Source organism: Streptomyces sp. B8-7 (genome assembly GCF_058833805.1).
Genome location: NZ_JBYRRL010000009.1, coordinates 24,013 through 43,687 on the forward strand (window position 1 = coordinate 24,013; position 19,675 = coordinate 43,687).

A 19,675-nucleotide genomic window follows, 5' to 3' on the forward strand; every position below is an offset into this window, starting at 1 on the left:
GCACGGGCGGGGTCCTCCGCCGGGACCCGGAGAGGGCCCGGCCGTCGGCCGGCTGCACGCCGCGCCCGCCTCCCGCGGGCGGCGGCCCGCCTGCCGGCTGCCGCGCCCCCGCCCCGTGCCGGGTGACCTGCCTCCCGGGGCGAGGCCGCGCGCAGGCCGGAGATCCGGAGATAAGGCGGTGCCGGGGCGGGGCGAGCCGTGCGACCATCTTCGGGCGGACGCGGCGCCGGTCCGGGAATCCTCCGGGGCGTGCGCACGTTGTGTTCCATGAGGGAGTCTCCCTCGGTCTTCATCCATCCCCATCGACGTAAGGACCCAATGACCTCCTCTTCTTCCCCTTCCCAGGACAACAAGCGCCTCGCGCACAGCTACCCCGAGAGTCTTCGGGCCGATGCCCTGATGGAAGAGGACGTCGCCTGGAGCCACGAGATCGACGGAGAGCGGGACGGCGACCAGTTCGACCGCTCCGAGCGCGCGGCTCTGCGCCGTGTCGCGGGCCTCTCCACCGAGCTCGAGGACGTCACCGAGGTCGAGTACCGGCAGCTCCGTCTGGAGCGGGTCGTCCTCGTCGGCGTCTGGACCACGGGGACCGTGCAGGACGCGGACAACTCCCTCGCGGAGCTCGCCGCCCTCGCGGAGACCGCGGGCGCGCTCGTGCTCGACGGCGTGATCCAGCGCCGTGACAAGCCCGACGCGGCCACCTACATCGGCTCCGGCAAGGCCGAGGAACTGCGGGACATCGTCATCGAGTCCGGCGCCGACACCGTCATCTGCGACGGCGAGCTCAGCCCCGGCCAGCTGATTCACCTCGAAGACGTCGTCAAGGTCAAGGTCATCGACCGTACCGCCCTGATCCTCGACATCTTCGCCCAGCACGCCAAGTCCCGAGAGGGCAAGGCGCAGGTCGCGCTCGCGCAGATGCAGTACATGCTGCCGCGGCTGCGCGGCTGGGGTCAGTCGCTGTCCCGGCAGATGGGCGGCGGCAAGGGCGGCGGCCTCGCCACCCGTGGTCCCGGTGAGACCAAGATCGAGACGGACCGCCGGCGGATCCGCGAGAAGATGGCGAAGATGCGCCGTGAGATCGCGGAGATGAAGACGGGCCGCGACATCAAGCGCCAGGAGCGCCGGCGCAACAAGGTGCCGTCGGTGGCCATCGCGGGCTACACCAACGCCGGGAAGTCCTCCCTGCTCAACCGTCTCACCGGCGCGGGCGTCCTGGTCGAGAACGCACTGTTCGCGACGCTGGACCCGACCGTGCGCCGGGCCGAGACCCCGAGCGGCCGGCTGTACACGCTGGTCGACACCGTCGGCTTCGTCCGGCACCTGCCCCACCATCTGGTCGAGGCGTTCCGCTCCACCATGGAGGAGGTCGGCGACGCCGACCTGATCCTGCACGTGGTCGACGGATCGCACCCGGCTCCGGAGGAGCAGCTGGCGGCCGTGCGCGAGGTGGTCCGGGACGTCGGCGCGACCGAGGTGCCCGAGATCGTCGTGATCAACAAGGCCGATGCCGCGGACCCGCTGGTCCTCCAGCGCCTGATGCGTGTCGAGAAGCGTTCTCTCGCCGTCTCGGCCCGCACCGGCCAGGGCATCGACGAGCTGCTCGCGCTGATCGACAACGAGCTGCCCCGGCCCTCGGTCGAGGTCGAGGCGCTCGTGCCGTACACCCACGGCAAGCTGGTCGCCCGCGCGCACGACGAGGGCGAGGTGATCTCCGAGGAGCACACCGCGGAGGGCACCCTGCTCAAGGCGCGGGTGCACGAGGAACTGGCGGCGGAACTCGCGCCGTACGTTCCGGCGGCCCTGGCCTGACCGCTCCACGGCCTCCCCCCGGCAACGGCTCGGAGGGCCGGCCCTGCGGCGCCCGCGGCCGCACCGCTAGGAGGCCCCGGCAGACGAGAGGCCCGCCTTCAGAGGCGGGCCTCTCGCCGTGCCGGGCCGTCGTGGCACCCGGCAGGCCGTCCCGTCCGGCGCCGGCCGCAACCGACGGGCGGCCCGGCATGGTGCACAGCCGCCCCCACCGAGCCGCCGGAACCGGCAGTCTGCCGCATCCGGAAGCCCGCGCCCGGCGGGGCCGCCGCCCCTTCCGGGGCCGTTGCCCTCCCCGGCCGTCGCCTCGGCGGGCCGCGGCGTCCGGCAGACTGCGCCGGGTGCCGCAGTGGGCGGTCACCGCCCCGCGTACTTCTCACTCACCTCGGTGAACACACCCTCGGCGACCTCGCCCAGCCGCGGCCCCGCGAGCCAGCCGCTGCTGACCGGGCCGATGGAGGTGTTCGACACCAGCGCGGGCCTGCCGTCCGAGCCGGTCGCGATCCAGCCGCCACCGGAGGAGCCGCCCGTCATGGTGCAGCCGATGCGGTACATCGTCGGGTCGGAGACCTTGAGGGACAGCCGGCCCGGCTCGTCGGTGCACTGGTACATCGCCTGGCCGTCGAACGGTGCCGCCGCCGGGTAGCCGGTCGCGGTGACGCTGTCGACCTCCGGCACGGCCGGGGCGTCGAAGTCCACCGGCAGCGCCGAACCGACCGTCTCCTCCAGGGACTTGCCGGAACCGCCGGCCTCCGGTGTCACATGGATCACCGCGAAGTCGTACGAGGCGCCGTCACCGCCGGTCGCGCCGCCCTGCTCGATCCACTGGTCGGAGGTCTGCACCCAGTCGCCCCACCAGACACCGTACGGAGCCACCTGCTCCTTCGTGGCGCTCTCCAGCTCGGCGGCGGACAGCCCGGAGTCGTTGTACGACGGCACGAACGCGATGTTGCGGTACCAGCCGCCGCTCCTGCCGGCGTGCACGCAATGGCCCGCCGTCCACACCATGTTCGACCGGCCGGGGTGAGCCGGGTCCTGCACGACCGTCGCCGAGCAGACCATCGTGCCCTCGGGCGAGTCGAAGAAGACCTTGCCCGCCACGGGGGCACCCGAGTGGTAGGGCGTGGGAACGGCCTTCGCCGCCACCGGCTCCGGCGTCGGGTCGGTCACCCCCCGGTCACCCGAGAGGTCGTCGTCGACACCCTTGTCCGGCTCCTCCGCGTCCCGCATCCGGTCCGGGTCCCACAGGTCCTCGATGATCGGGTTGATGAACTCGTCGGCCTCGCGCAGCCAGTCGTCCCTGTCCCAGTCGCGCCAGGCGCCGTTGCGCCACTTGTCGACGTCGATCCCGTGCTCCTTCAGCCGCTCCTTGATGTCGTCCGGGATCCGCAGCTTGTTGTCACCGGCCACCGAGGAGGCAGACGGTTCACCGCCCGCCGTGTCGTCCCCCGACTCGCACGCGGTCGCGGTCAGCGCGAGCGTCGACGCGACTGCCAGGGCGGCCAGGACGGGAGAGGTCCGGCGGCGCCCGCCTCTGCCCCGGCCGCTGGCGGTGGTCGACGGCCGTATGGATCGCATCTGCTGACTCCCCCTGATGTGGACGAACGTGGCGCTGGCGGTCCGGACACGCGTGCGGCGCCGCCCTGGAACGGCACCTCACCCTATGCGGTCGCTGTGGGGGACTTCCGACGGAACGGCAACGGTTCGGCTACAGGCGATCTGACCTGGAACGCTGCCCAGTTGGAGCCTGCCGGGCACGCCCGGTCGCGCCACGCGACGCCGTGGCGCGGAGTCTGCGCCGCGCCCGCGCGGTACAGGTGCGCGGGCGCGTGCGCCGATGGCGTGGACCCGGTGCCGGCAGAGACCTCGGGGCAACCCGTAACCCCGTCGCCGGTACGCGGTTGGTAGCGGTGGGCGGGCGATTCGAATGCCGCCGGGGGGCGGGAGCCGGCAGAGGACCAGGAACGACCCGGGCTGCGTCGGCGCACCCGGAACCCGGCCGGGCCCAGGGGGAGACCGGGGACGGACCGGTGCCCGGACAGGTCACGGACGCCGGTCGCGTGGCGGGCGGGGAGCGCGAGGGACCTCTCGCCTCCGGACAGCGGGAGGACGGACAACGGTGACGGTGACCGAGGACATGGCGCGTGGCCGGACGGCGCGGGACTCAGCAGCGCGCACCTACGCACGCGCCCTGCCGGTCGTGCCGGTACGCGCGCGCGGGCTGACCGTCGAGGGCGCCGACGGCCGCCGGTACCTGGACTGCCTCTCCGGAGCCGGCACACTCGCCCTCGGACACAACCACCCCGTCGTCCTCGAAGCCATCCGTGAGGTCCTCGACTCCGGCGCCCCGCTCCACATCGCGGGCCTGCGTACCCCCGTCGAGGAGGCCTTCGTCGCCGAACTCCTGCGCACCCTGCCGCCCGCGCTGGCCCCGCACGCGCGCGTCCGCTTCTGCGGTCCGTCCCGTGCGAGCGCCCTTGAGGAGGCCGGCCGTCTGGTCCGGGCCGCGACCGGCCGCACCGAGGTGCGCGACCTCGACGCCATGCGCCCCCCGCACACGACACTCCTTCCGGACGGCGACCGGGAGGGAGGACCGGCCCCACGGGCGGAGGCCGACGCCGCTGCCGACGGCGGCCCTTCCTTCGCACGCCACGTACGCACCGAGGAGTGCGCTTCCTGTGCCCTTCCGGACGGGCAGGGCGGGCGGGACGCCTCCGGCGTGCGGAGCGATCCCGGCGGACCCGGTGCGCCGTACCCGGCGAAGTCCGATGCCCTACGAGACGTCAGACAGGCCCGCGACGCGCCGGATGCGCCCGGCCCGGCGGACGGACCGGGCCGTGCCGGTGGCTGCGGCACGGGCACGGGCAGGGGGCAGGCCTGTGGAGGGCATGACGAGGAGGGGCACACCGGCGGCGGAGGCCATGGCGGTGGGGGCGGCCTCGCCGGAGCCGTCGTAGCCGGTGTCCGGGGCGCCGACGGCACCACGCCGACCTGCGACGACTGGACCCGAGAGGTCCGCCGGCTGACCCGCGGCCTGGGCGTCCCGCTGATCGCCGACGAGAGCGAGACGGGCGTCGGCCGCACCGGGGCGTTCTGGGCGGTCGAGCACAGCGGCATCACACCCGACGTGATGATCCTGTCCAAGGCCATCGGCGGCAGCCTGCCCCTGCCCCTCGTCGTCCACCACGCCGACCTCGACCCCGGAACCTCCGCCGACACGCTCCGAGGCAACCAGCTCGCCATGGCCGCGGGCACGGCCACCCTGCGCCACGTACGGGAGAACCGTCTGGCCGAACGCGCCGCTTCCCTGGGACACCGCCTGCTCGGACAACTCCGGGACCTCGCCGGAAAGTTCCCCTGCGTCAGAGGCGTACGCGGCCGGGGGCTGATGACCGGGATCGAGTTTCGTTCGCCGGGGGCGGACGCGCACGCGGACCCGGGCCCGCGTCCGGGGGCGAGCTCGCACTCCGGCGCGCGGTGGAATCCCGGCACTCGGCGCTCCTCCGCCCGTGAACTGGCCGCCGCCGTCCAGCACGAGTGCCTGCGGCGGGGGCTGATCGTCGGCCTGAGCGGCCGCGACTCTCACGTCGTGCGCCTCCTCCCGCCGCTGACCATCAGCGACGAGCAGGCGTCCGCCGTGATCGAACGCCTCTGTGAAGCGGTGGAGACGGTGGCCCTGGGCGATCCGCCGCCCGTGCTCGTCCCTCCTCCGCCGTGCTGAGTCCGCCCGCCGGGCCGGCCCGGCCGCGGCGGTTCCGGCGAGCCCGGTTCGCGGCCTGCGGGCTCGGCCCAACGTGCCGTACGACGGCCCCTGCCGGCGGCAGGCAGGGCGGGCCCGGTGGGCCCGGGCCGGCTCCGGACCCCTCCCCCCGCCCCCGCCGACCACCGCATCCGCGGCACCAGCCTGAGGACCTCATTGAACACCGCCTCCCCGCATCAGCCGTCCCCGCATCAGCCGTCCCCGCGCCAGTCGTCCCCGCGCCGGCCTCAGCCGCCCGCGGTGACGCCGACGCCCGCACCCATGCCTGCGTCCACGCCGCCCCAGGCGTCGTCGGGCCCGGACGGCCGGGTCGCGTCCTCACCGGGGACCCCGGCCCCGCGGCCGGACGCCTGGGTCCCGGGGCACCCCGGCCCTGTGCACCCCGGCCTTGCGCACCCTGGCCTTGCGCACCCCGGCGTTGTGCACCCCGGCCCGGTGCACCCCGGCGTTGTGCAACCTGACCCGGGGCCCCCGCTTCCGGCGCATCCCGATCCCCTCGACCACCCGGACGCGTCCGTGGCCGCGGAGGCCGCCGCCCTGGAGAACCTGCTCCGCTGCTGGGTCCGGGAGGCCGGCCTGCCCGCACCCCGAGACGGGGTCCTCCGCGTCCCCCTCCCGGCCTCGGGCACCGAACTGCACGTCCCCGTGCACTACTGGTCGCCGACCGGCTGGCACCGCTTCGGCCCCCCGTCCCTGGCCGAGTCGCCCGCCCACGCACCCGCGGTGGATGCCGTCCTGCTCGCCGCCCTGCTCGCCCGCGAGGGGCAGACAGGGCCCGGCGACTCCGGGACCTCCCCGGACTCCGGGACTCCGGGCATCGCGCAGCCGGCGCCGTCCGCCGCGAGGCCCGCGGCACGGACCGGCACGCCCGCGGGCCCCGGGGCCGCCGACCTGGTCGCCCGGGTCGCCGACTCGGTCCGCCGCACGGCCGCCTTCCTCAGCGAGCGGCGCGCCCGCCCCGCCGAGGGAGCCGACCCGTTCCTCTCCGCCGAACAGGCGCTTGTGTTCGGACACCCTCTGCACCCGACCCCGAAGAGCCGCGTGGGTCTCAGCGAGTCCGAGGGGCCGCTCTACGCACCCGAGGCGCGCGCGTCGTTCCCGCTGCACTGGATCGCCGTCGCGCCGTCCGTGCTGGCCGCCGACTCCGCCTGGACCGAGCGCGGCCGACCCGTTCCCGCGTCCGTGCTGACCGCCCGCCTCGCCGGGCGGGGACTGCCGCTGCCCGACGGACGCGCAGCACTTCCGCTGCATCCCTGGCAGCTGACGGAGATCCGCAACCGGCCGGATGCCGCGGCCCTGTTCGACTCCGGACTCCTGAAGGACCTCGGCCGCCACGGAGAGCCGTGGCATCCCACCTCCTCCGTCCGCACCGTCCACCGCTCCGGTGCTCCCGCCATGCTCAAGCTGTCGCTGGGGCTGCGGATCACCAACTCCCGGCGCGAGAACCTCCGCAAGGAACTCCACCGGGGGATCGAGGTGCACCGGCTGCTGCGGGCGGGCCTGGGGCCCCGCTGGCACGCGGCCCACCCGGGCTTCGACATCGTCCGGGACCCCGCCTGGCTCGCCGTGGACGGGCCGGACGGCAGCCCGGTACGCGGACTCGACGTGGTGATCCGGCACAATCCGTTCGGCCCGTCGGACGCCGTGGCCTGCGTCGCCGGACTCGTCGCGCTCCGTCCCCCGGCCCCGGCGCCCGCCCGGGACGGACAGCGGAGGGCCGGCGGCGCGGCGCTGCGATCGCGGCTCGCCGAGCTGGTCAGCGGCCTGGCCGACCGCACCGGCCGGTCTCCGGGCGCCGTCGCCGCGGAGTGGTTCCTGCGCTATCTCGAACAGGTCGTCCGCCCCTTGCTGTGGCTCGACGGGGAGGCGGGGATCGCGCTCGAGGCCCACCAGCAGAACACGCTTGTGGTGCTCGATGCCCACGGCTGGCCGGCCGGCGGCCGTTACCGTGACAACCAGGGCTACTACTTCCGCGCGTCCCGCCGGACGGAACTCGACGCGCTGCTGCCCGGGATCGGCCGGGACAGCGACACGTTCGTCCCCGACCAGGTCGCCGACGAGCGGTTCGCCTACTACCTCGCCGTCAACAACGTATGCGGTCTGGTGGGCGCGTTCGGGTCGCAGCGGCTCGTCGACGAACGGGTGCTGCTCGCGGCGTTCCGCGGCTTCCTGGAAGGAGCCGCCGCCGGTCCGGCACCTCTGCGCAGCACCCTGCCCGCCCGACTGCTCGACTCACCGGTCCTGCGCTGCAAGGCCAACCTGCTGACCCGGCTGCACGGGCTCGACGAACTCACCGGCCCCGTGGCCACCCAGTCGGTCTACGTCACCATCGCCAACCCCCTGCGTTCCTGACGGCTGTGACGGCTCCGTTCTGCCACGGCTCTGCGCAACTCCTCGGGAGGAGCATCCCCGTGTCTTTCACCGGCCCCAGGGCCGACCCGTGTTCCGGCGCCGTCGGACACGTCGGTGTCGGCCCCGGCCCCGGCATCGGCCCGGACGTCGGCCCGGACGTCGGCCCGGACGTCGGCCCGGACGTCGGCCCGGACGTCGGCACCGGCCTCTGCGCCGGTGCCGAGGACACACTCGACCTGCGGCTGCCCGCCGGGTTCCTCGGCGGTCCCACCCCGGACCCCACCGTGTCCGGTGGCCGCGCCGCCGAGGGCCCCGGGGGGCGGGGCACCACCGGACCGGCGCCGGGACCGGCCGACGACCTGCTCGACCGTGTGGGGGCCTGGGGGCCGGTCACGACCCCGGCAGGCACGTTCCAGCTGGCCACGGTGCGCCCTGACCGGGATCTGCCGCTCGTGGCGCGCTGGATGAACGATCCGGCGGTCGCGGCGTTCTGGGATCTGGCCGGTCCGCCCCGGGTGACGGAGCGGCATCTGGCCGAGCAGGTCGCGGGCGACGGACGCAGCGTTCCCTGTCTGGGGGTACTGAACGGCAGCCCGATGAGCTACTGGGAGCTGTATCGCGCGGACCTCGACCCGCTGGCCCGCCACTACCCGGCCCGGCCGCACGACACCGGCGTCCACGCCCTCGTCGGCGGTGCCCGCGACCGGGGGAGGGGGCTGGGCGGCATGCTCCTCAGAGCCGTCGCCGATCTCGTCCTCGACCGGCGTCCCGCCTGCGCGCGGGTCGTCGCGGAACCGGATCTGCGCAACACCCCCTCGGTGGCGGCCTTCCTCACCGCGGGCTTCCGGTTCCACGCGGAGGTCGACATGCCCGGCAAGCGGGCTGCCCTGATGGTGCGGGACCGCGCCCTGCGCCGCCTCCTGTGACAGGCACCCTGAGCCGTCACGCCGTATGCCGTCACGCCGCATGCCGTCACTCCTCGACTCCGTTCCGTCGCCCGACCGGGGGTGCGCCGGTCCCGGACGCCGTGACCCGCCCGGACCGGCATCGCGCCGCAGACCCGGGACCGGCATCGATCCGCAGATCCTGGACCGGCGACCGGCGACCGGCGACCGGCGACCGGCGACCGGCGACCGGCGACCGGGGTCGGTCCGGCCCGGTCGGCCCGGGCTCGGGCGGCGGGGCCGGGCGCAGCTGCTTCCGCGGGCGTCCGGACCGCTCTCGTTCCGCGCCGGCCCTTCACCCACAGGAGACCCACTGCCTTGATCCCGCCCCTCGCAGCACTCGCGATCACCCGTTTGTCAGTGCCGGGCCGTAGGGTGGTCGCGCTATGACAAAGCCCTCTCTCCCCGAACTCCTGCATGCCGCCGTCGGCGCCGTCGGCGGGACGGAGCGTCCCGGCCAGGTGGCCATGGCCGAAGCCGTCGCGGAGGCGATCGACGACGCCTCGCACCTGCTGGTCCAGGCCGGTACCGGCACCGGAAAGTCGCTGGGCTATCTCGTGCCCGCGCTCGCACACGGGGAGCGGGTCGTCGTCGCGACCGCCACGCTGGCCCTCCAACGGCAACTCGTGGAGCGGGACCTGCCCCGTACGGTCGACGCCCTGCACCCGCTGCTGAGACGTCGCCCGGAGTGCGCGATGCTGAAGGGCCGCTCGAACTACCTGTGCCTGCACCGCCTCCACGAGGGCATGCCCCAGGACGAGGAAGAGGGCCTGTTCGACCAGTTCGAGGCCGCCGCCCCGACCAGCAGGCTGGGCCAGGACCTGCTGCGACTGCGCGACTGGTCCGACGAGACCGAGTCCGGCGACCGCGACGACCTGACGCCGGGTGTCTCCGACCGGGCCTGGGCCCAGGTGTCGGTCTCCTCGCGTGAGTGTCTCGGCGCCACGAAATGCGCGTACGGCGCCGAGTGCTTCGCCGAGATGGCCCGGGAGCGGGCCAAACTGGCCGACGTCGTCGTCACGAACCACGCCCTGCTGGCCATCGACGCGATCGAGGGAGCCCCGGTGCTGCCCCAGCACGAGGTGCTGATCGTCGACGAGGCGCACGAGCTGGTGTCCCGCGTCACCGGAGTCGCCACCGGCGAACTGACCCCCGGACAGGTCAACCGCGCGGTCCGGCGCGCCGCCAAGCTGGTCGACGAGAAGGCCGCCGACCAGCTCCAGACCGCCGCCGAGGGCTTCGAGCGGCTCATGGAGCTGGCGCTGCCCGGCCGCCTGGAGGAGATCCCCGAAGACCTCGGGTACGCCCTGATGGCGCTCCGCGACGCCTGCCGTACGGTCATCTCCGCGATCGGCGCCACCCGGGACAAGTCCGTCCAGGACGAGGACGCGGTCCGCAAGCAGGCTCTCGCCTCCGTGGAGACGGTGCACGACGTCGCCGAGCGGATCACGCACGGCTCGGAGTGGGACGTCGTCTGGTACGAGCGGCACGACCGCTTCGGGGCCTCTTTGCGGGTGGCTCCGATGTCGGTCTCGGGTCTGCTGCGGGAGAAGCTCTTCACCGACCGCTCGGTGGTGCTGGCCTCCGCCACCCTCAAGCTGGGCGGCGACTTCAACGGTGTCGGGGCGTCGCTGGGACTCGCTCCGGAAGGCGTGACGGGTGACGACGCGCCGTCCTGGAAGGGCGTCGACGTCGGCTCACCCTTCGACTACCCCCGGCAGGGCATTCTGTACGTCGCCAAGCATCTGGCGCGCCCCGCGCGGGACGGCGACCGCGGGGACATGCTGGACGAACTGACCGAGCTCATCCAGGCCGCCGGCGGCCGCACGCTGGGCCTGTTCTCGTCCATGCGGGCCGCTCAGCTGGCCGCCGAGGAGCTGCGGTCGCGCATCCCGGAGTTCCCCATCCTGCTCCAGGGGGAGGAGACGCTGGGCGAACTGATCAAGAACTTCTCGGCGGATCCGCGGACGTGTCTGTTCGGCACGCTGTCCCTGTGGCAGGGCGTCGACGTCCCCGGCCCCAGCTGCCAGCTCGTGGTGATGGACAAGATCCCGTTCCCGCGGCCGGACGACCCGCTGATGAGCGCCCGCCAGAAGGCCGTGGAGGAGGCCGGGGGCAACGGGTTCATGGCCGTGGCCGCGACACACGCGGCACTGCTCATGGCCCAGGGCGCGGGCCGGCTCGTCCGGGCGACGGGGGACCGTGGGGTCGTCGCCGTGCTCGACCAGCGGCTGGCCACGGCGCGCTACGGGAGCTATCTGAAGGCGTCGCTTCCCGACTTCTGGTACACCACCGACCGGAACCAGGTGCGGAAGTCGCTCGCGGCGATCGACGCGGCGGCCAGGCAGTCCGAGGGCGCTTGAGCACGAGGGGCGAACCGAAGGGACGAACCGGAGCCGGACGTACCCGGACGCCGTCCGGGCACCGGAACACGGCCGCATCCGGCACCGGGACGGGCGGTGTCCCCGAGATGCTCCCCGAGGCGGCAGGCGGCAGGCGGCAGGCGGCAGGCGGCAGGCGGCAGCGCGACGGCGGCTCGCGGTTCCGTGAGGCCGGTGCGGTGGGGCGGCGGGCACCTGCTCGTCCCTGGGGCGTGTGCCCCGGCGTGAGGCCCTGTCGTGCCGCCCGGAGGGATGAGCACCGCGCCCGTTCCGTCGTGTGACCGCGCCCCTCCCGACGGCGGCCTGAGACGTGGCCGACGGGAGCAGCGATGACCGGGCGGCAGGTGCCCCGGGGGCGGAGGCGGCCCGGACAGGACACCAGGACAGCACAGGACCCCGGAACCGGCGCAGAGGTTCCGGGGCCCGGTCAGGGAGGCGGGTTGTCGGCGGGCCCGCCGGCCGGTGCGGTCAGACGCGGCGCAGTACGGCCACCACCTTGCCGAGGATGGTCGCGTCGTCTCCGGGAATCGGCTCGTAGGCGGAGTTGTGCGGGAGCAGCCAGACGTGGCCGTCCTCGCGCTTGAAGCGCTTCACGGTGGCCTCGCCGTCGAGCATGGCGGCGACGATGTCGCCGTTCTCGGCCACGGGCTGGCGACGGACGGTGACCCAGTCGCCGTCGCAGATCGCGGCCTCGATCATGGAGTCGCCGACGACCTTCAGCACGAACAGTTCGCCGTCGCCCACCAGCTGCCGCGGCAGCGGGAAGACGTCCTCGACGGACTCCTCGGCGAGAATCGGCCCGCCGGCGGCGATGCGGCCGACGAGCGGGACGTACGACGCGGCGGGCTTGCCCGTGGTGTCGGTGGGCTGCACGGTGGCGGCCTGGTCGGAGCCGCGGACCTCGTAGGCGCGCGGGCGGTGCGGGTCGCGGCGGAGGAAGCCCTTGCGCTCCAGCGCCATCAGCTGGTGCGCGACCGAGGACGTGCTGGACAGGCCGACCGCCTGGCCGATCTCCCGCATGGACGGCGGGTAGCCGCGACGCTGTACGGAGTCCCGGATGACCTCGATCACTCGGCGCTGCCGGTCGGTGAGTCCGGAGCTGTCGGCCCGGATGCCTGGAGGTCGCCCCGGGAGCGAGCGCTTGTGCCCTTCGGGATTCACGGCTTCGTTCATCGCATGCACCGGCTCGGCTCGGCCCTGGGAGCGGTCCTGGGCGGTGATGGTGGCGCTGTCTGTGGTGGTGGTCACGTCGGCCCCTCTCGATTGTCTCCCTGCCCGGACAACGGTAGTTGCTTTCGAAAGGTTGCGCCAAACACACGTTCGAGTGAAAAAACGCGATTCGCCTGCCGCGATCGAGTGTCCGGGTGTATGGGCGCCGCGCCGCTCGACGGTCAAAAGGGTGCATTGCTGTACCCTTCACCGCCGAGGCCCGCCCCCCTGGGGTGCGCACCAGTCTGCCATCCTGCCGCCCTGTGGAGTGCCCTGCGGAGCGGTGTGCCGCCGCTCCCGTCGCGGGGCGTGCGGGTGGACCCACGGTAGCCGTGCCGCCTCGCGCGCCCCGGGTCCTCCGCGGGCCGCAGGCGTGTCGGCGCGTCACGGGCCTCACGGGTGCCTCGGATGCCCCGGAGGGCGGCGCCTGAGCCGGTGCGGGGCGCCGCCGCTGCGGGCCGGCCCGCGGTGAGGGGGCCCGGGGGGCGGCGTTCCCGTGCGGCGCGGGCGTCCTGCCGCCGGCGGCTCGGGGCGACACGCGGTTCGGCGTGCGTGTATGGGCCAAGCCCCACATGTAGTGGTTGGATTGCGGCAGCAGCCCACAAGTTGTGGTCCCCTGGTGCTTCGCGCCCTCCGGCATCACCTATGCTTGTGGCTGCTTCGAGGGGCCCCGCAGGGCTCCTGGGGTTGTTGAGTCTGCTGTGAGGAGGGTTGGGAATCCATGCACTGCCCCTTCTGCAGGCACCCCGACAGCCGGGTGGTCGACAGCCGTACGACCGACGACGGCACGTCGATCCGCAGGCGCCGTCAGTGCCCTGACTGCACTCGCCGGTTCACCACCGTGGAGACGTGTTCGCTCATGGTCGTGAAGCGGTCCGGGGTCACCGAGCCGTTCAGCCGTACGAAGGTCATCAACGGCGTCCGCAAGGCATGCCAGGGGCGGCCCGTCACCGAGGACGCGCTCGCCCAGCTCGGCCAGCGCGTCGAGGAGGCCGTACGGGCCACCGGAAGCGCCGAGCTCACCACCCACGACGTGGGCCTGGCCATACTCGGTCCCCTCCAGGAACTCGATCTCGTGGCCTACCTGCGGTTCGCGTCGGTCTACCGCGCCTTCGACTCTCTGGAGGACTTCGAGGCCGCCATCGTGGAGCTGAGACGGGCCGGCTGCCCCGGTGCCGGCGGTGAGGCCCCGTCGACGGCCGACCGGGGGAACCACGACGACGAACACCGGGGCGGGGACGCGGACGCCGTCCGTGCCCCCGCCGCCACCCGGTCCGCCGGCTGACGGCGACGCGCCGGGCCTGCACGCGGCCCGGCCGGCCGGACCGGGGCGGCGGACGAGCGAGGACGGAAGAGCAGCCGGGACGGCGTACCGGACCGGCACGGCGGACGGATCGGGACGGCGGACGGAGCGGGCAGGCGGCTCGCGACGGAGGACCGGCGCCGACGGCCGGAAGTGAACGGCGGACGGATCGGGACGGCTGGGGCCGACCGGATCGCGTCGGCCGCGAGAAGACCTGCTGCGGGCTCCATGTGCGCGCCCGCAGCACCAGACACAGAACATCGTGCCACGGGAACATCGGGGCATTTCAGGGCGTTTTCGCCCGTACAGGGAGGCGGCATGACAGAGACGGCGAGCGGACCGGCACGAGGCTCCCGGGCCAAGGGTGCCAAGGCCGGCAAGGGGCTCCGTATCGAGCGCGTCCACACCACCCCTGGCGTGCACCCGTACGACGAGGTCCGGTGGGAGCGCCGTGACGTCGTCATGACCAACTGGCGCGACGGCTCGGTCAACTTCGAGCAGCGCGGCGTGGAGTTCCCCGACTTCTGGTCGGTGAACGCGGTCAACATCGTCACCAGCAAGTACTTCCGCGGTGCTCTCGGCACCCCGCAGCGCGAGACCGGCCTCAAGCAGCTGATCGACCGCATCGTGAAGACGTACCGGAAGGCGGGGGAGGACCACAGGTACTTCGCCTCGCCCGCCGACGCCGAGATCTTCGAGCACGAACTGGCCCACGCCCTCCTGCACCAGATCTTCAGCTTCAACAGCCCCGTCTGGTTCAACGTCGGCACGCCCCAGCCGCAGCAGGTCTCCGCCTGCTTCATCCTGTCCGTCGACGACTCCATGGAGTCGATCCTCGACTGGTACAAGGAAGAGGGCATGATCTTCAAGGGCGGCTCCGGAGCCGGCCTGAACCTCTCCCGCATCCGCTCCTCCAAGGAACTGCTCTCCTCGGGCGGGAACGCCTCGGGCCCCGTCTCCTTCATGCGCGGCGCCGACGCCTCCGCGGGAACGATCAAGTCCGGCGGCGCGACCCGCCGGGCCGCGAAGATGGTCATCCTCGACGTCGACCACCCCGACATCGAGGACTTCATCCAGACCAAGGTCAACGAAGAGGAGAAGATCCGCGCCCTGCGCGACGCGGGCTTCGACATGGACCTGGGCGGCGACGACATCACGTCCGTCCAGTACCAGAACGCCAACAACTCGGTCCGCGTCAACGACGAGTTCATGAAGGCCGTCGAGGCCGGCGGCGCGTTCGGCCTCCGCGCCCGGATGACCGGCGAGGTCATCGAGACGGTCGATGCCAAGTCCCTCTTCCGCAAGATGGCCGAGGCGGCCTGGGCCTGCGCCGACCCGGGCATCCAGTACGACGACACCATCAACCGCTGGCACACCTGCCCGGAGTCCGGACGCATCAACGGTTCCAACCCCTGCAGCGAGTACATGCATCTGGACAACACGTCCTGCAACCTCGCCTCGCTGAACCTGATGAAGTTCCTGAAGGACGACGGCAAGGGCAACCAGTCCTTCGACTCCGAGCGGTTCGCCAAGGTCGTCGAGCTCGTCATCACCGCGATGGACATCTCCATCTGCTTCGCGGACTTCCCGACGCAGAAGATCGGTGAGAACACCCGGGCGTTCCGCCAGCTCGGTATCGGCTACGCCAACCTCGGCGCCCTGCTGATGGCGACCGGCCACGCCTACGACTCCGACGGCGGCCGCGCCCTCGCCGGCGCCGTCACGTCCCTGATGACCGGCACGGCCTACCGCCGCTCCGCCGAGCTCGCCGCGGTCGTCGGCCCGTACGACGGCTACGCCCGCAACGCCGACGCCCACAACCGCGTCATGAAGCAGCACGCCGACGCCAACGGCGCGGCCGTCCGGATGGACGACCTCGACACGCCGGTCTGGGCCGCTGCCACGGAGGCCTGGCAGGACGTGCTGCGCCTCGGCGGGAAGAACGGCTTCCGCAACGCCCAGGCGTCCGTCATCGCCCCGACCGGCACCATCGGCCTGGCGATGTCCTGCGACACCACCGGCCTCGAGCCCGACCTCGCCCTGGTCAAGTTCAAGAAGCTGGTCGGCGGCGGCTCGATGCAGATCGTCAACGGCACGGTCCCGCAGGCTCTGCGCCGCCTGGGCTACCAGGAGGAGCAGATCGAGGCGATCGTCGCCCACATCGCCGAGCAGGGCAACGTGGTCGACGCCCCGGGTCTCAAGCCCGAGCACTACGAGGTGTTCGACTGCGCCATGGGCGAGCGCGCCATCTCCCCGATGGGCCACGTCCGCATGATGGCCGCGATCCAGCCGTGGATCTCCGGCGCCCTGTCCAAGACGGTCAACATGCCGGAGACGGCGACCGTCGAGGAGGTCGAGGAGATCTACTTCGAGGCCTGGAAGCTGGGGGTCAAGGCCCTCGCCATCTACCGCGACAACTGCAAGGTCGGCCAGCCGCTGTCGGCGAAGAGGAAGGACGACGACAAGAAGGCCGAGGCCCCCGCCGAGGAGGCCACCGCCAAGGTCGAGCGGGTCGTCGAGTACCGGCCGGTCCGCAAGCGCCTGCCGAAGGGCCGCCCCGGCATCACCACCTCCTTCACGGTCGGCGGCGCCGAGGGCTACATGACCGCCAACTCCTACCCGGACGACGGCCTCGGCGAGGTCTTCCTGAAGATGTCCAAGCAGGGCTCGACCCTCGCGGGCATGATGGACGCCTTCTCCATCGCCGTCTCGGTCGGCCTGCAGTACGGCGTGCCGCTGGAGACGTACGTCTCGAAGTTCACCAACATGCGCTTCGAGCCGGCCGGGATGACGGACGACCCGGACGTGCGGATGGCCCAGTCGATCGTCGACTACATCTTCCGCCGCCTGGCGCTCGACTTCCTGCCCTTCGAGACCCGCTCCGCGCTCGGCATCCACTCCGCCGAGGAGCGTCAGCGCCACCTTGAGACGGGGTCCTACGAGCCGCTCGACGACGAGGACGTCGACGTCGAGGGCCTGGCCCAGTCGGCGCCGCGGGCCCAGGAACTGAAGGCGCTGGCCGCACCCCAGGCCGCCGGGACCGAGGCGGCCAAGCCCGCTCCGCAGCAGGCCCACACCAGCGCCGAACTGGTCGAGATGCAGCTCGGCATCCAGGCCGACGCCCCGCTCTGCTTCTCCTGCGGGACCAAGATGCAGCGAGCCGGCTCCTGCTACATCTGCGAGGGCTGCGGCTCCACGAGCGGCTGCAGCTGATTCCGGGCGCCGCTGAGGCATAGATTGCCTGGCCAGGGCGGTGGAGTCGGTTTCGCGGCTCCACCGCCTTCGGCGCATGTGATGCCTGGCTGTTGTGTTTGATGCAACGCGCCGCCGCGTCGAGGGCTTGTCGCTGCGATTGCTGTCGTGGCATCCTCCGGGACATGATCAAGAGAATCGAGTCCTCCGTCCGCCGATGAGCGAGACGGCCGGGATAGAACTGCCCGGATCACCGACAACGCTGTTCGACCATGCCCTCCGGCTGCATCAGCTGGCTCCGGGGGAGCCGCTTCATCGCGACGGGGAGCCGTACCCCGACGACGGGTCGCACCGTCACCGGAAAGGCCCGCGAACACCTGAGGACCGGCACTCGGCCGGCAAGGACGCGGCGTTCATCCTCGACGCACATTTCGCGCGGGCCTCTGCCTTTCCGGGTGAATTGGCCGATGCCTTCCACGACGTCTACATCCCAATCCACCCCGACGAGCACATCGCCGCTGCAGCCGAGCAGGCGGACAGAGAGCGCGTTCGTAAAACAGGCCGCTGGCTGGTGCGACATGGCACCGACCGATGTTCGGTCACCGTGGGACTGGCCCTGCTCGCTGCCGTGGGAACAGCCGATGACATCCCGTTGATTCAAACGATCGGACTGCTCTCCAACCGCTTCGGGCCACTGGCGGCGCATGCTTTCGAGAGTCGGCCAGGAGGAGTTGAGGCCCTGCTCTGGCTTGCCGAGCGAGTCACCGGCTGGGGGCGCGTCTATGTCGTCGAAGCTCTCTGCAGACTCGACGATCCGGCTGCCCGACCATGGCTGCTTCGCAGGGCCTGCGACGGCGACTTCCTCAACGGATACTTCGCCGGCAAGGTCGCGACAGTCGCCAGACTCCATGAGGCGCTTGCAGACCTCGATACCGACAGCGAGATGGTCGACCACATCGGTCGACTGCTCCATCTGATGAGCGACTGCGGGGGAATGGGCCTCACCCTCGCTCGCTACCCCCATTCGAGAGCGGTCCTAGGTGACTGGTGTTAATCGTGTGGGCTCGCGTTGGCTCTTCGATCTGTGCCAGGCTGCCGGGTGTTGGTCGCTGGGTGTGGGGAGAGGTTGAGCGATGGCGGTGGGCCGGACTCCGATGCAGCCGGGGTTGCTCTCCTCCACGGCGGGTTTCTGCGAGGGTCGGCTGGCGCCGAACTCGGTCTATGCGGTGCTGCACCGTGAGTGTGGTGCGTTGTTCCCGGATGAGATGTTCGCGGATCTGTTCGCGGAGGACGGTCGCAGGTCGGTGCCGCCGATGATCGTGGCGGTGGTGATGGTCCTGCAGCGTCTGGAGGGCTTGTCCGATCGTGAGGCGGTCGAGCGGTTCGCGTTCGATGTGCGCTGGAAGTACGCGGCCGGCGGGCTGGACTTCGATCATCCGGGGTTCGTGCACACCGTGCTGGTGGACATGCGGGCGCGGCTGGCCGCTTCCGCCCGCCCGGACCGGATCTTCGAGCGGACGGTGGAGGTGGCCGCTCAAGCGGGGCTGGTGGGCCGCAGGCGGGTGCTGGACTCAGCGCCCGTCTATGACGCGGTGGCGACGCAGGACACCATCACGCTGATCCGTTCGGCGGTTCGTGGCCTGCTGCGGGCGGCCGATCACGTACTGCGGGCCGCGCTGCGGGCGGTGATCTCCAGCGGGGACGCCTACACCAGTGCGGCCAAGCCGGCCATCGACTGGACGGACGCGGCCGAGCGGGAGGCCCTGATCGATTCGCGGGCCCGTGACGGGTTCGCGGTGCTGGCCGTGCTGGAGGGGCGGGTTCTGGGGCAGGAGGTGGACCAGGCCGCACGCCTGCTGGCCATCGTGCTGGGCCAGGACCTGGAAGAGGACGACGGGGTGTTCAGGATTGCCCGGAAGGTGGCCCGCGACCGGGTCATCTCCACGGTCGATCCCGAGGCCCGGCACGGGCACAAGACCGTCCGCCGCTCCTTCGACGGTTACAAGGGTCATGTGGCCGAGGACCCCGACAGCGAGATCGTCACCGCGACCGCGGTCACCGCGGGCAACGTCGGCGACGCCGAACCCGCCGCCGAGCTGCTCGACGACATCCTCCAGCCGGCCACCCCGGCCACCCCGGCCGAGCAGGCCGAGCAGGCCGAGGTCTATGGTGACGCCGCCTACGGGACCGGGCCGCTGCTGGCCGAGCTGGCCGATGCCGGCGTCGAGGTGATGGTCAAGGTGCAGGCGGCCAACGCGCCGGGCGGGCGGTTCTCCAAGGACGCCTTCAGCATCGACCTGGAAGCGGGGCAGGTCACCTGCCCGAACCAGGTGACCGCCGTGATCCGCTCGCACCGCGACGGCGGCGGGGCGGCCCGCTTCCGGGCCGCCTGCGCCACCTGCCCGCTCGCAGCCCACTGCACCACGGCCAAGGACGGCCGCGTGATCAGCATCGGCCCGCACGAGGAACACCTGGCCCGGGGCCGCGCGCGCAGCGCCGACCCGGCCTGGCTGGCCGCCTACCGGGCCACCCGGCCCAAGGTCGAACGCAAGATCGCCCACCTGATGCGGCGGCGGCACGGCGGACGCCGCGCCCGCGTGCGCGGCCGGGCCAAGATCGCCGCCGATTTCTCCCTGCTGGCCGCCGCCGTCAACATCGCCCGGCTCGGCGCGCTCGGAGTCACGTCCACAGCCGGTGGAAACTGGGCGATCGCGGCCGGCTGACC

At 72.6% G+C, this 19,675-nt stretch carries 11 protein-coding genes; 9 read left to right on the top strand and 2 right to left on the bottom strand.

Annotated elements, in window-relative coordinates; all coding sequences use genetic code 11:
* Positions 1 to 318 precede the first annotated feature (318 nt).
* Complete coding sequence (gene hflX, locus AC5K6T_RS31540) at positions 319 to 1,812, top strand: GTPase HflX (RefSeq protein WP_493214449.1); 1,494 nt, start codon at positions 319 to 321, stop codon at positions 1,810 to 1,812.
* Between the two features lie 354 nt (positions 1,813 to 2,166).
* On the opposite strand, the gene AC5K6T_RS31545 is transcribed toward hflX, so the two are convergent.
* A complete protein-coding gene (locus AC5K6T_RS31545; protein WP_493214450.1) occupies positions 2,167 to 3,387 on the bottom strand; it encodes a trypsin-like serine peptidase in 1,221 nt (406 codons plus the stop codon).
* A 559-nt stretch (positions 3,388 to 3,946) separates the two neighbouring features.
* Between AC5K6T_RS31545 and AC5K6T_RS31550 the strand changes: the two genes are divergently transcribed.
* The 4 genes from AC5K6T_RS31550 (at position 3,947) to AC5K6T_RS31565 (ending at position 11,228) form a co-directional block, all read left to right on the top strand.
* Positions 3,947 to 5,530, top strand: coding sequence for an aminotransferase class III-fold pyridoxal phosphate-dependent enzyme (locus tag AC5K6T_RS31550; RefSeq protein WP_493214459.1), 1,584 nt, complete (start codon positions 3,947 to 3,949; stop codon positions 5,528 to 5,530).
* Positions 5,531 to 5,830: 300 nt separating this feature from the next.
* A complete protein-coding gene (locus tag AC5K6T_RS31555) occupies positions 5,831 to 7,921 on the top strand; it encodes an IucA/IucC family protein (RefSeq protein ID WP_493214451.1) in 2,091 nt (696 codons plus the stop codon).
* 59 nt (positions 7,922 to 7,980) lie between these two features.
* Complete coding sequence (locus AC5K6T_RS31560; protein ID WP_493214452.1) at positions 7,981 to 8,847, top strand: GNAT family N-acetyltransferase; 867 nt, start codon at positions 7,981 to 7,983, stop codon at positions 8,845 to 8,847.
* 404 nt (positions 8,848 to 9,251) lie between these two features.
* The gene (locus AC5K6T_RS31565; protein ID WP_493214453.1) at positions 9,252 to 11,228 is read left to right on the top strand and encodes an ATP-dependent DNA helicase; all 1,977 of its coding nucleotides are present in this window, start codon (positions 9,252 to 9,254) and stop codon (positions 11,226 to 11,228) included.
* A 486-nt stretch (positions 11,229 to 11,714) separates the two neighbouring features.
* Here the strand turns inward: AC5K6T_RS31565 and lexA are convergent, their stop codons facing one another.
* Positions 11,715 to 12,494 carry a transcriptional repressor LexA gene (gene lexA, locus AC5K6T_RS31570; protein ID WP_493214454.1) on the bottom strand — a complete coding sequence of 260 codons (780 nt, stop codon included), beginning with the start codon at positions 12,492 to 12,494 and terminating at the stop codon, positions 11,715 to 11,717.
* A 682-nt stretch (positions 12,495 to 13,176) separates the two neighbouring features.
* On the opposite strand from lexA, the gene nrdR reads away from it, so the two are divergent.
* The 4 genes from nrdR to AC5K6T_RS31590 all read left to right on the top strand — a co-directional run bounded on the left by nrdR (position 13,177) and on the right by AC5K6T_RS31590 (position 19,673).
* Positions 13,177 to 13,740 (top strand): transcriptional regulator NrdR, encoded by a 564-nt coding sequence (gene nrdR / locus AC5K6T_RS31575; RefSeq protein WP_493214455.1) that lies wholly within the window; start codon positions 13,177 to 13,179, stop codon positions 13,738 to 13,740.
* Between the two features lie 336 nt (positions 13,741 to 14,076).
* Positions 14,077 to 16,971, top strand: a complete 2,895-nt coding sequence (locus AC5K6T_RS31580; RefSeq protein WP_493214456.1) for a vitamin B12-dependent ribonucleotide reductase — start codon at positions 14,077 to 14,079, stop codon at positions 16,969 to 16,971.
* Positions 16,972 to 17,167: 196 nt separating this feature from the next.
* Positions 17,168 to 18,004, top strand: coding sequence for a hypothetical protein (locus AC5K6T_RS31585; protein WP_493214457.1), 837 nt, complete (start codon positions 17,168 to 17,170; stop codon positions 18,002 to 18,004).
* A gap of 100 nt (positions 18,005 to 18,104) precedes the next feature.
* On the top strand, positions 18,105 to 19,673 hold the full coding sequence (locus AC5K6T_RS31590) for an IS1182 family transposase (RefSeq protein WP_493214460.1): 1,569 nt from the start codon (positions 18,105 to 18,107) through the stop codon (positions 19,671 to 19,673).
* The last annotated feature ends 2 nt before the right edge of the window (positions 19,674 to 19,675 follow it).